This window comes from Nostoc sp. (genome assembly GCF_036916655.1).
In the GTDB taxonomy this organism is placed as follows: domain Bacteria; phylum Cyanobacteriota; class Cyanobacteriia; order Cyanobacteriales; family Nostocaceae; genus Nostoc.
This window is the reverse complement of the sequence record NZ_JBALFY010000068.1, coordinates 195,594-207,679: the sequence shown is the minus strand read 5'-3', so window position 1 is coordinate 207,679 and position 12,086 is coordinate 195,594. Positions and strand designations below refer to the sequence as shown.

The 12,086-nt window shown below is 41.3% G+C and carries 10 protein-coding genes; 5 read left to right on the top strand and 5 right to left on the bottom strand.

What is annotated here, in order from left to right:
• Window positions 1–18: 18 nt before the first annotated feature.
• On the bottom strand, window positions 19–1,101 hold the full coding sequence (locus V7L31_RS19140) for a DUF4350 domain-containing protein (RefSeq protein ID WP_334697699.1): 1,083 nt from the start codon (window positions 1,099–1,101) through the stop codon (window positions 19–21).
• A 78-nt stretch (window positions 1,102–1,179) separates the two neighbouring features.
• Window positions 1,180–3,291 (bottom strand): O-linked N-acetylglucosamine transferase, SPINDLY family protein, encoded by a 2,112-nt coding sequence (locus V7L31_RS19135; protein ID WP_334697698.1) that lies wholly within the window; start codon window positions 3,289–3,291, stop codon window positions 1,180–1,182.
• A 356-nt stretch (window positions 3,292–3,647) separates the two neighbouring features.
• Between V7L31_RS19135 and V7L31_RS19130 the strand changes: the two genes are divergently transcribed.
• Together V7L31_RS19130 and ylqF are read left to right on the top strand one after the other, a co-directional pair.
• The gene (locus V7L31_RS19130; RefSeq protein ID WP_334697697.1) at window positions 3,648–4,139 is read left to right on the top strand and encodes a VOC family protein; all 492 of its coding nucleotides are present in this window, start codon (window positions 3,648–3,650) and stop codon (window positions 4,137–4,139) included.
• Between the two features lie 115 nt (window positions 4,140–4,254).
• Complete coding sequence (ylqF, locus tag V7L31_RS19125; RefSeq protein WP_334697696.1) at window positions 4,255–5,136, top strand: ribosome biogenesis GTPase YlqF; 882 nt, start codon at window positions 4,255–4,257, stop codon at window positions 5,134–5,136.
• Here the strand turns inward: ylqF and V7L31_RS19120 are convergent.
• Window positions 5,133–5,270, bottom strand: a complete 138-nt coding sequence (locus V7L31_RS19120; protein WP_334697695.1) for a hypothetical protein — start codon at window positions 5,268–5,270, stop codon at window positions 5,133–5,135. The genes ylqF and V7L31_RS19120 overlap by 4 nt on opposite strands.
• Before the next feature lie 166 nt (window positions 5,271–5,436).
• Here V7L31_RS19120 and V7L31_RS19115 point away from each other — a divergent pair, with 166 nt between their 5' ends.
• A complete protein-coding gene (locus V7L31_RS19115) occupies window positions 5,437–7,089 on the top strand; it encodes an adenylate/guanylate cyclase domain-containing protein (RefSeq protein ID WP_334697694.1) in 1,653 nt (550 codons plus the stop codon).
• A gap of 189 nt (window positions 7,090–7,278) precedes the next feature.
• Here the strand turns inward: V7L31_RS19115 and V7L31_RS19110 are convergent, their stop codons facing one another.
• Complete coding sequence (locus V7L31_RS19110; RefSeq protein WP_334697693.1) at window positions 7,279–7,902, bottom strand: Uma2 family endonuclease; 624 nt, start codon at window positions 7,900–7,902, stop codon at window positions 7,279–7,281.
• 476 nt (window positions 7,903–8,378) lie between these two features.
• On the opposite strand from V7L31_RS19110, the gene V7L31_RS19105 reads away from it, so the two are divergent.
• Both V7L31_RS19105 and V7L31_RS19100 read left to right on the top strand, forming a co-directional pair.
• Window positions 8,379–9,746: an NAD-dependent succinate-semialdehyde dehydrogenase gene (locus tag V7L31_RS19105; protein WP_334697692.1), complete on the top strand. Its 1,368-nt coding sequence runs from the start codon at window positions 8,379–8,381 to the stop codon at window positions 9,744–9,746.
• A 183-nt stretch (window positions 9,747–9,929) separates the two neighbouring features.
• Window positions 9,930–11,573, top strand: a complete 1,644-nt coding sequence (locus tag V7L31_RS19100; protein ID WP_334697826.1) for an acetolactate synthase large subunit — start codon at window positions 9,930–9,932, stop codon at window positions 11,571–11,573.
• Window positions 11,574–11,844: 271 nt separating this feature from the next.
• Here V7L31_RS19100 and V7L31_RS19095 read toward each other — a convergent pair whose 3' ends face one another.
• Window positions 11,845–12,081 (bottom strand): hypothetical protein, encoded by a 237-nt coding sequence (locus V7L31_RS19095; protein ID WP_334697691.1) that lies wholly within the window; start codon window positions 12,079–12,081, stop codon window positions 11,845–11,847.
• Window positions 12,082–12,086 lie beyond the last annotated feature (5 nt).

The window sequence follows — 12,086 nt, the reverse complement described above, 5'->3', positions numbered from 1 at the left end:
TATGCTTAATTCCAAAAATTAATTACGAATTAACCTAATGGTTCGCCATTTCCCCAACCAGCTTAACAGGTCTTGTTCACTGATGGGTTGTTTGCGAGATTGTAGCTTTAAAACTGCATCTAGTTCTGTTGCACTTGCACCTGTTTTTTCGATCCAAAAATTGATCAAGGCTTCACGTTCTAAAAGTATTTGTCCTAATCCCAAGGCTTTTTGGAGTTGTAGTTGTTCTTGTTTACCCACCATCTCTACAACAAAGTCGGTGGTATCAGCTTTCTGTAAGACTCCAGCTAAAGCTTGGATATATGCCTCGCTGTTATCTGTAACTGGTATATCTAAAGCTACTGGCTTACCAAAACGGCGATTCTGCGCCCAAATTAGCACCAATAGCAAGATACCTACCTGCACCAATATTGGCAATAAAGGAGTTTTAGCAAAAAAGCTAGATAAATCTCCTTCGTTTTCTTTCTTCCTGACATCGGCATCTTTGTAACCGTGGATGTATTCATCGACAAAGATTGTGTTATTTTTTTCAGTTACTAGACTAGCTAGATACTTAAAATTACTTAAATTATCTTGGTAAGCGTTAGCGGCTAAATAAGGAGTGGTAGAAAAAATCACTTTTCCCTGTTCGTAATTTTCTTTCCAGACAACAGCACCAAAGCGATCGCCTAAATCAACTTGCTCCTGTTTAGCTTTCTTATTTCGTCTACGTGTATCAATTTTAATATTACCTTGGGGAGATTTCTGCATAGTACTAAACTCCGCTTCAGTAACCCGCGCTCCCGCACCCAAAATTACCAAAGTATTTCCTTTTTCTACCCATTCACGCTCTTGACTACCTAGTATCGTCTCCCCGCCTACCTGGAGGAGGGTAATTGGGCTATTTTCTGGCTGAATATCACTAAAAGGCTTTTGCCAGCGTTGAATAGAGGTTCCCTGCTGTTGCATAAAAGCATACCAAGCAGCATAGCCATTAGGTGCGCGGTTATAAGTGGAACCAGCATTAAGTTTAGTATTATTGGGAGCCGCGAATAAACTAAGTATAACCATCGCTAATAGTGCGATCGCTCCGATCCAAGCAAGGCGATTTGGACGTTTCATATTCGACTTTTATTGCCTTTGAATATTACTAGTGCTAATACTTACTTATTTTTCAGATAAAGTCAAAATATACTTGCTTTAGTTTTTCAAAGCGATCGCCTGCTTGATAAATGCTTCTAAATTTTGGGTAGCAGTGGGATTATCAAATAGAACGTTCCTTGAGAGTTTTAGAGCTTCACGAACTGAGTATCGCCAATTAATATCTACGGCTAATCGCACTGCAATCTGAATATATTGCGAGGTATCATCTGCAATTGTCTGTGTTACACCGATAGCTTGCAAGAAACCATAAGAATGACGCCCCCTCATAAACTCACCAGGACAAGTGACAATCGGTAAATGACAGGCGATCGCATCCAGTGTTGTGTTACCACCCGCCCAGTCGAAGGTATCTAAGTAAATATCTGCCAAAGAAAGCAAGTCAAAGTAATCATCACGCGGTAGAACAGGAGAGAATACACAATAGTCAAGGCTATCTAACCCGACAGCCGCGAATGCCCGTTTCAGACGTTCTTGAGAAATCCCAGAGCGCAGGAACATAAACTGAACATTGGGAACTTGACGGGCAATTTCTGCATAAATGTAATCGTACTGCGGTAGATATTTATAGGCAGCTTGACTAGAGATATAGACGATCGCATCTTCTCGTAATCCAAAAAATAATCGGTTCCGGCGAACTGAGTCAACTTTGATACTAGGATAGGAAATCCCAACACCAGGCAAACGTACCAGGCTTTCGGTGTAGTGATATTGGCCATTCAGAGGCTCCATCAGTTCGCTAGATAAAAAATAGTCAATGGTGGGTAGTCCAGAAGTGACCGGTTGCCCCCAAGCCATACATTGAATCGGTGCTAAACGGAGTCCAGCAATACATAGTGTGGTGGCATCCATGCCTAATTCTGGAAAAATTAACACATCAAGGCGATCGTCAATAACTTGTTGACAAACCTGTTCTAAACTATTTGGCAAATGATAAAACTTTTTACTATAAGACTGAAATAATTGAGTAGCAGTATCAATTTGATGTCCTATGTGATACGAATAAATTTCAAACTTTTGATTATCTACATATTTCAGCCAGTTTAAGAACAAAACTGTTCCACTCCAGCTACATAAAAAATAGGAAAGATAGCCAATTTTAATTCTTTGATTGTTGCTAATAGAAGAAGTCGGATGCTTCTGACTCCATTGCGGATAATTTGCCGCCATAATTTGGTGAACTAGCCGTCCATACTCCTGCTGTAACAACAGATCATTTTTTGCCTGATATGCAAGAAAAAAATTTGTATGATGGCTGATTCCTCTGAGAGCTTTTTTTTGCTCCTCAGGGCTACTAATTGTTATTTCTTGAATCAGCTTTTCTAACCCATGCTGAAACCATGCCCGGTAGATATCAATTTCTTGAGGAGTATGATAAGTTTCTGGGAGCATAAGATAGCTCAACATTTTAAATACGTAGTTTTCAGGAAACTTCTCTGTAACCTGTTGAGCGAAGTTACGAGCTTCCAGATAGTTCTGGCTTTGCTTTAGACGAATAATCAGCCAGTAATAGAGTTCTTCTGCTTCAGGACAATTGCTAATACCGTTCTGCAATGTTTCGATAGCTGCTTGCATTTGGCCAGTTTTATACAAAACATTACTTAGCTTCAGATAATAGCTAATCTGGTGCGGACAACTGGATAAATACTTGCTGTAATATGGGATAGCGTTTTCAGGAGATTCACTGTCTGCGAAATAGTCACCCCATCTGTGCCAAGACTCTAATCGAGCCGCTTCATAAATAGTTTGCTGTTCAAGTTCTGACAATTCACATCTGGGAATTTGGGCGATTTCTTGCTGCTGGATAATGTGTCGATCTTCGTTATTAATTACGATGCAAAAGTTAATTAATGATTTAATAATAGACCATTCTTGGGTGGTTAACTGACCTGTAAGCCCTACATTCAATTCTTCAGAGACATCCTCTTCTAAACTAAGTTTTAGAACTGTTTCAAAAAGCAATGAGTTAGCATTATCTTGTAATTCATCAGATAAACTTTGACTGTCAATTAGCAGTGTTATATCTTGTCTAGCTGGATGTGTGGAAAGAGTTTTGAGAACATTCATCAAGTCTTCTGCGATCGCAGCTTCTAAATTAGACCAATCAGGAAAAATAATAAAATTAATATCTCTTAATTCATTAATTAACATAGCGTTGCAATTACTAATGACAACTTGCCTTGCGTATAGGCACTACTATATATGTTTTTACAGCGATGTCATCAGTAATATCAGAACAAAAATATCCCTGACTTCTTTAATAAGTCAGGGATCTGAGGTTATAGGTATTTGCAAATCAAATAGAATTGCCAAAGCTATTTAATTGCACATAATATCACTCAAATTGCACAAGCGATCGCTCCGATCTAAGCAAGGCGATTTGAAGGTTTCATTTTTGACTTTCATTATAATCACTTCGTTTCAATATCACTAGTGTTAATACTTACTTATTTTTCAGGCAAAGTCAAAAATATAATTAAATAAAGTTCAAATGGCGATAGGCAAATATGGTTTTACATTACACTAACGCATTTGTCACCATAGCATCAGTTAATTGGGAGAGTTTAGTAAATTTTTATACTAAATTGTTAGAGCAGAAGCCAGTTCTTTTGACACCCAATGTCTATGCTGAGTTTAATTTGGTTGGTATGCGATTAGGTATTTTTCAACCAAAGAACACAAACGAATCTGAATTTGAAGTGATGTCTAACGACAACCCTTTCGGGTTTGAAAGTGATACTCTCGGACTCGCTAATGCTGCGTTAACAACGGGAACCATCAAAACTACGACCCCTGCACCACTTTATTTCTACACCAAAAGTAAGATAAGTTTGTGTTTAGAGGTGAGCAACTTAAAAGATGCGATCGCTCACCTAACATCTTTGGGCTATCCTCCACCAGGAGAAATTTCCATTGCTTCTCACGGCAGAGAAATTTATGCCTATGACCCTGATGGTAATCGTCTGATTTTACATCAAGCCAAAGAGAGTGATGAGTAATGAGTAATGAGTGCTGAGTTAGGAGTTAGGAGTTATTATTCTCCCCAATCCCCAATCCCCAGTCCCCAATCCCTCTTATTGGCGATAATAAGTAATTAATAGTTAATAATCAAAAATGGCCATAACTCAAAACTATAGATTAAACCTGATTCAATGGTATCCAGGTCACATTGCGAAAGCCGAAAGGAAGCTGAAAGAACAGCTGAAGCGCGTAGATGTAGTATTTGAGGTACGAGATGCCCGGATTCCCTTAGCAACTCACCATCCCCAAATAGGGGAGTGGGTGGAAGGTAAAACACGGGTGTTGATACTTAACCGAGTAGATATGATTACGCCGCAAATGCGATCGCTATGGATTGATTGGTTTAAACGTCAAGGAGAAGTCCCTTATTTTACTAACGCTCAACATGGTAAAGGTATAGCAGAAGTAGCACGGGCAGCACAAGCCGCTGGGGTAGAACTCAATCAAAGAAGAAGCGATCGCGGGATGTTACCCCGTCCAGTGCGGGCTGTGGTGATTGGTTTTCCTAATGTCGGTAAATCAGCTTTAATTAACCGCCTATTGGGAAAACGAGTCGTGGAAAGTGCAGCCCGTCCTGGGGTAACTCGTCAACTGCGCTGGGTGCGAATTTCCGAACATTTGGAATTGCTAGATGCTCCTGGTGTCATTCCTCTAAGATTAGAAGACCAAGACGCAGCATTAAAATTAGCTATTTGTGATGATATCGGTGAAGCATCTTACGATAACCAGCTAGTAGCAGCAGCCCTAGTGGATTTACTGAACTATTTGGACGCTGTAGCCGCAGATTTATTACCAAAAAAACCATTAGAGTCTCGTTACCAACTCGATTCAACATCAGACACCGGAGATACCTATTTACACGCCTTAGCAGAGCATCGTTACAAAGGTGATATCGAGCGAGCTGCAAGGCAACTTTTAACAGATTTTCGCAAAGGGTTGTTGGGTGAAATTAGTTTAGAATTACCACCTAACTAGATTAAAAGCATTCTCAGCCCATTTTTGAGTAGTAGGCGAGTAGCGTTCCAAAAATCTGGACACTCGGCTTCAGTGATATCTGGGTGATAGTAGATCAAAACTGTTTGATGTGCTACTTTTTCAGGTGATGTCACAGATGCGATCGCTCCATCACAAGAGCATTATTTAATGTAATATCTGTCACATGCAGTTGTCGGAATGCATTTAACAGTGTCATAAAGCAACTCTAAGGTTAACCTGTAGGGTATAACTTAACCTTAGAGTTGCTTGACCCCTAGCTTCGATGGATCTATCACACCCATGACTGAACTCACACTACGCCTACAAGAGGGAGATAACGAGACAACGATCGCAGTTGACCAAAATGTATTTACAATTGGTCGTTTGCCGGAATGTAACTTGTACTTACCTTTTGCTGGAGTATCCCGCAACCATGCTCGCCTAGTGAAAACAGCTGACGGGGTGTGGACTATTGAGGATATGGGCAGCAAAAACGGAACGCAAGTCAATAAATATCTTGTTAACTATCCCCAAGAGTTACATCACGGCGATATCATTTGGCTGGGCAATGTTAGCCTGGTAGTACTGCTCACCAGCCCTGTTTCTCAACCGACACCTGGATATCCCGAAATTTCGGACATTAATGAGCAAAGAACAATTCTTCACAATGTCGAACAACTACAACAGCAATGGATTGCAGCTGATAGCAAAGATGGCAACATCAATAATAAGGACAAAACCATTGCCCGTCTCAAAGATTTAGTAGACATAGCGAAAAATCTCTGTGCAGCGGCGTCTATAGAAGAGATTTTTTCTCAAGTACAGCAAGTAGTTTTTCGTTACCTTGATAGTATCGACCGCTTGGCATTACTCATTGATGTCAACGGTTGCGGCCAGTTGGAATTAGTCAATGCTGCTACTAGAAATATTTCTCAACAGAAAAATCTCCCTGCTGATGGTAGTTGGATTAGTCGTAGTATCTGTCAAAAGGTATTTGAGGAAAAAGTCGTCATTCAAACTGGTGATACTCATCAGGATGAACGGTTTGCTAGCGAACAGAGTATTTTAGTCAAAGGCATTCGCAGCGCGATGGCTGTGCCTTTATGGGATGAAAATAAAGTTGTAGGCGTACTATATGCCGATGCCAACTTTTCTTCTTACCATTGGGCAAATGAAGGTGAAGAAGAATTGAGCTTTTTCTCAGCTTTAGCAAACCTTGTGGCTTCTAGTGTGCAGCGTTGGCTATTAGTAGAGAAACTCAAAACTGAAGAGATGATTCGCCACCGACTAGAACGTTACCATTCTCCAGCAGTTGTACAGCAGTTAATCTCTGTAGGCGGATTACCGGGTGGCCGTTTAGCTCCTGCCGAAAGCGAAATCAGTATTTTGTTCGCGGATTTAGTTGGCTTTACAGCAATTTCTGAAAGGTTAACACCAACTGCGATCGCAAAACTATTAAATAATTTATTTGAAGAAATGCTAAAAGAAGTATTTACTTGCGGCGGCACTTTAGATAAATACATTGGCGATTGTATTATGGCATTTTTTGGCGCTCCAGAACCGCAACTAGATCACGCCGATCGCGCTGTTACTGCTGCCAAGGGAATGCTTACTCGCCTCGAACATCTTAATGCCAATGGTTTTTGGCACGAACCCCTGCAATTACGCATTGCGATTAATAGCGGTAAGGCTGTGGTGGGAGATGTCGGTAGTTCCCAAAGAGTAGATTATACGGCATTAGGCGCGACAATTAATCTTGCTGCTCGGATGGAGGCAGTTTGTCCTCCTAGTGAATGCGTGATTAGTGAAGCCACCCATAAAATGCTTTCACAACCCTCAGACTTCCAAGAAATGGGAGATTATCGTTTCAAAGGGATTGAGCGACTAGTTAAGGTTTATCAGACAAATTTGCAGCAAGTACCAACTATCATTGCTCCAATCATTAATCTTTAGCGATTGGGCTTTGAGGTCTAGATTCTATAACCCATCTAGTGACATACTCCTACATCTGGCAGTATGTCACTAAGTGACATATTCCTGTAAAGATGAATAGGAATGCTGGCAATTACGAATTACGTTAGCGAAGCAGTAGCGAGTAATCGAGCGTCCGTAGGAGCGTCATTACGAATTACGAATTACGAATTACCTAACTGTGCCAGCACTAAAAATTTGCTCTGCTGTCAAATCTAACTCTGGAAAAGTTGGCGACTGGATAGGGTCATTTCCTCGAAATTTACTAACGCGATACTCACCTTCTTCTAAACAGCAAACTAAAATAGTCGGTTGTTTGGGTTTCCCAATAAATTCTCTACCGCCCAATGCACCATAATCGACAATCCAGTATTCAGGAATCCCCATTTCTTCATAGTCAGCGTATTTTTTTAGATAATCATCACGCCAGTTTGTACTTACCACCTCAATTACTAAAGGAATTGATGCTGCTTGAGTAACAGTTGATGTTTTTTTCCACAGAGGTTCATTAACTAAATTAGGCTGATTTAGTATCAGGACATCTGGGGAATAAGCCGATTCGTTCTCAACTGGTTTGACGAATACTGTTTTGGGGATGAAATAACGAAGATTTAAGCGACTGTATTCTAAAGTTATTTTTGTGGCTAAAAATCCAATCACCTCTTCATGGTCGCCTGTTGGTGGTGGCATTTCTACTACTACTCCATCATATAGTTCGTAACGTTGTCCCCTGTTATCTGGATATTTAGCAACGAACTCATCGAATGTAACTACTTTGCCTAAGACTTGAGTCATGGCTTGATTCCTCAATTGTGCAAATTATAGCAACTTTCTCGAAACAGAATTCAGGAGTCAGGAGCCAGAATTCAGCAATGTTTTTTGTGCGACTGGTGGATGAATCCAGGGCGTTTTTGCACCCCCACTAAATCTTTTATTTAGTGGTTTTAAATCAGTGGCGGGTCTGAATTCCCCACTGATAGCGAGTCCGCGTACCCTTACAGGGAAGCAAGCTACGCTTTTAGCGTTTCGTAGGGAGCGTCTTCATTCTGACTCCTGAATTCTGACTTCTGAATTCTTCTTCAATTGTATTTAATTCATCAACATTAATACTTATTGATTGGTATACTTTGATTCAATTAAAATTGCGAAATTGTAATATTCAGCAGCTAACTTTTGGCGAAAAGACTAGAATTTGGGTGGTAGCTTCCTCAGTTTATATGTATAACATTAGGAAGCCAACTTCAAGCTATTTTTTAACGGGAGGTCAGGTAATGGCGATTGCCACCATTAATCCCGCCACTGGGGAGACGCTCAAAACCTTTGAGGCGCTCAATGATACAGAAATTGTCGCTAAACTCGATTTAGCTAATCAGACTTTTGAACAGTATCGTCAGACTAGTTTTTTGACACGATCGCAATGGTTAGAAAAAGCTGCCGACATTTTAGAGCAAGACAAAGCAGAATTTGCTAAGTTAATGACTCTAGAAATGGGTAAACCATTTAAAGCTGCGATCGCAGAAGTCGAAAAATGCGCCGCCGTCTGTCGCTACTACGCCGAACACGCCCCTAGTTTTCTCGCTGATGTCAGTGTAAAAACTGATGCCAGTCAGAGTTTTGTACGTTATCAACCAATGGGTGCGATTCTCGCGGTGATGCCGTGGAATTTCCCTTTTTGGCAAGTTTTTCGTTTTGCCGCACCAGCTTTGATGGCCGGAAATGTCGGCTTACTCAAACACGCTTCCAATGTGCCGCAGTGCGCCTTGGCAATTGAAGATATTATCCGACGGGCAGGTTTTCCTGGAGGTGCTTTTCAAACTCTATTAATCGGCGCTGCCAAAGTTGCCGATTTAATGGCTGATGACCGCGTAAAAGCTGCTACCTTGACCGGAAGCGAACCAGCAGGTGCATCCCTCGCCGTCGCCGCCGGCAAACAAATTAAAAAAACCGTTTTGGAATTAGGAGGAAGTGACCCGTTTATTGTGTTAGAAAGTGCTGACTTAGAGACAGCAGTTGTCACAGCAACTACAGCGCGGATGTTAAATAACGGGCAATCATGTATTGCAGCGAAACGTTTTATTGTCGCAGATGCGATCGCAGACAAATTTGAAAAATTACTTTTAGAAAAATTTCAGGCGCTAAAAGTAGGCGATCCTATGGAACCGGATACCGATTTAGGCCCCCTGGCAACACCTGGTATTCTCCAGGATTTAGATAAACAAGTGCAAGACGCAATCAGCAGCGGTGGTAAAGTCCTCACCGGTGGACATCCTTTATCAGATCGTCCTGGAAACTTTTATCCGCCAACGATTATCATAGATATCCCGCCTGATACACCAATCGCAAAAGAAGAATTCTTTGGCCCAGTAGCCTTGTTATTCCGGGTTCCTGATATCGATGCTGCCATTAAACTCGCTAATGACTCACCCTTTGGCTTAGGTGCAAGTGCTTGGACAACCAACAACCAAGAGAGCGATCGCTTAGTTGAGGAAATCGAAGCCGGTGCCGTGTTTATCAACAGTATGGTCAAATCCGATCCCCGATTGCCCTTTGGTGGCATCAAGCATTCTGGATATGGCAGAGAATTGAGTATCCAAGGTATACATGAGTTTGTCAATGTGAAAACCGTGTGGGTTAAATGATTAGTCATTGGTCATTGGTCATTGGTCACTTGTACTGAGCTTGTCCTGAGCGTAGTCGTTGGCGCAGCCTCTCGTAGAGAAAGGCGTAGTCGAAGTATTAATCAAAGGACAAATGACAAAGGACAAATGACTAATGACAAAAAACAAAAGTCTTATTCGTTAATAGAGTTGTCGGCAAGAAAAATGAATACAGCAGAATTATTGGTGCAGTGCCTAGAAAATGAAGGAGTGCAATATATTTTTGGACTCCCTGGTGAAGAAAACCTGCACGTTTTGGAAGCTTTAAAACATTCTTCGATTAAATTTATTACGACTCGTCATGAACAGGGTGCAGCATTCATGGCCGATGTCTACGGACGCTTAACCGGAAAAGCTGGAGTGTGTCTTTCTACTCTTGGCCCTGGGGCAACTAATTTGATGACTGGGGTAGCAGATGCTAACCTTGATGGTGCGCCCTTAGTGGCGATTACCGGTCAGGTGGGAACAGATAGAATGCATATTGAATCCCATCAATATTTAGATTTGGTGGCAATGTTTGCACCTGTTACCAAGTGGAATAAGCAGATTGTGCGACCGAGTATTACACCCGAAGTAGTGCGGAAAGCATTTAAGCGATCACAATCTGAAAAACCTGGTGCAGTTCACATCGATTTGCCAGAAAATATTGCTGCTATGCCCGTCGAAGGCAAACCTTTGCGTAAGGATAATAGCGAAAAAACTTATGCATCTTTTGCTAGCATTCGGGCAGCAGCCGCCGCAATTTGCCAAGCAGTTAACCCATTAATCTTAGTCGGAAATGGAGCAATTCGCGCTCACGCAAGTGATGCAGTCACACAATTTGCCACCTTGCTGAATATACCTGTTGCCAATACCTTCATGGGTAAAGGCGTTATTCCCTACACACATCAACTAGCTTTGTGGTCAGTAGGATTACAGCAAAGAGACTTCATTACCTGTGCCTTTGATAACACAGATTTAGTAATTGCGATCGGCTATGATTTGATTGAGTTTTCCCCCAAGAAATGGAATCGAAATGGTGAAATTCCCATTGTGCATATTGGGGTAAGTCCAGCGGAAATTGATAGTAGTTATATTCCTAACGCCGAAGTCGTGGGAGATATTTCAGATTCCCTCTATGAAATCTTAAAATTAGCAGACAGACAAGGTAAACCCGATCCCTTTGCTATCAGCTTAAGATCGGAGATTCGCGCTGATTACGAACAGTATGCCCATGATGACGGATTTCCCATCAAGCCGCAAAAGTTAATTTATGACTTACGTCAAGTCATGGGCCCAGATGATATCGTCATCTCTGATGTTGGCGCACATAAAATGTGGATGGCTCGTCATTATCATTGCCATAGTCCCAATACTTGCATAATTTCCAACGGCTTCGCGGCTATGGGTATTGCCATTCCTGGCGCTTTAGCAGCAAAACTGGTTCATCCTAAGCGTAAAGTCGTTGCTGTCACAGGCGATGGCGGCTTTATGATGAATTCTCAAGAATTAGAAACAGCCTTGCGTGTCGGAACGCCCTTTGTCACGATAATTTTCAATGATGGTGGTTATGGGTTAATTGAGTGGAAGCAAGAAAATCAATTTGGTAAAGGAAACTCATCCTTTGTGCATTTTAGCAATCCTGATTTCGTCAAATTCGCCGAAAGCATGGGTTTAAAAGGCTACCGAGTTGAATCGGCTTTAGATTTGATTCCCACTCTCAAAGAGGCCCTCGCTCAAGATGTACCTGCGGTGATAGATTGTCCCGTAGATTATCGGGAGAATCACCGCTTTAGTCAGAAAGCCGGCGAGTTGAGTTGCGCGGTGTAAAAATTAGAGACGCGATTAATCGGCATCTGTACAAGAGTTAGGAGTTATTTATTCCTAACTCTTTATTAATTTCTACTCCTTTAGTATTTTCGTAGCACCGCTTTACTTCACTTCATTTATAGATATATTTCTCCTCTTTCTTTGCGTCCTTCTCTAACGAGACACTGCGCGAATGTGTCCTTTGCGGTTCGCAAAAAAAACCACAAAGCTCAGAGGTTCATTCACAATGACTCAGAATTAATAACTTCTAACTGATTACTGATTTTTACTCCTAATTAATTGTATTCTGGTCTAAATTTGTGCTTTCCTGCTCTTGGGCAATATCTTTTACTGCTTTGCATTGCCTTTTGTCAATATCTGACTTAATAATGAGTCCCTTAGTATTGAGCGATATTTCAACTTGGTATTGACCATTCACCATATTAATCGCAGCGTAAGTTACTGTACCAAACATCATTACTCCGCAAAGTGATAAGATAATTTGCAGAATTCCCAGTTCTCGTTTCATTTTCA

Coding starts and splice junctions, on each gene's coding strand:
- V7L31_RS19140 (WP_334697699.1), bottom strand. CDS start 1,101: ATGAAACGTCCAAATCGCCTTGCTTGGATCGGAGCGATCGCACTATTA.
- V7L31_RS19135 (WP_334697698.1), bottom strand. CDS start 3,291: ATGTTAATTAATGAATTAAGAGATATTAATTTTATTATTTTTCCTGAT.
- V7L31_RS19130 (WP_334697697.1), top strand. CDS start 3,648: ATGGTTTTACATTACACTAACGCATTTGTCACCATAGCATCAGTTAAT.
- ylqF (WP_334697696.1), top strand. CDS start 4,255: ATGGCCATAACTCAAAACTATAGATTAAACCTGATTCAATGGTATCCA.
- V7L31_RS19115 (WP_334697694.1), top strand. CDS start 5,437: ATGACTGAACTCACACTACGCCTACAAGAGGGAGATAACGAGACAACG.
- V7L31_RS19110 (WP_334697693.1), bottom strand. CDS start 7,902: ATGACTCAAGTCTTAGGCAAAGTAGTTACATTCGATGAGTTCGTTGCT.
- V7L31_RS19105 (WP_334697692.1), top strand. CDS start 8,379: ATGGCGATTGCCACCATTAATCCCGCCACTGGGGAGACGCTCAAAACC.
- V7L31_RS19100 (WP_334697826.1), top strand. CDS start 9,930: ATGAATACAGCAGAATTATTGGTGCAGTGCCTAGAAAATGAAGGAGTG.
- V7L31_RS19095 (WP_334697691.1), bottom strand. CDS start 12,081: ATGAAACGAGAACTGGGAATTCTGCAAATTATCTTATCACTTTGCGGA.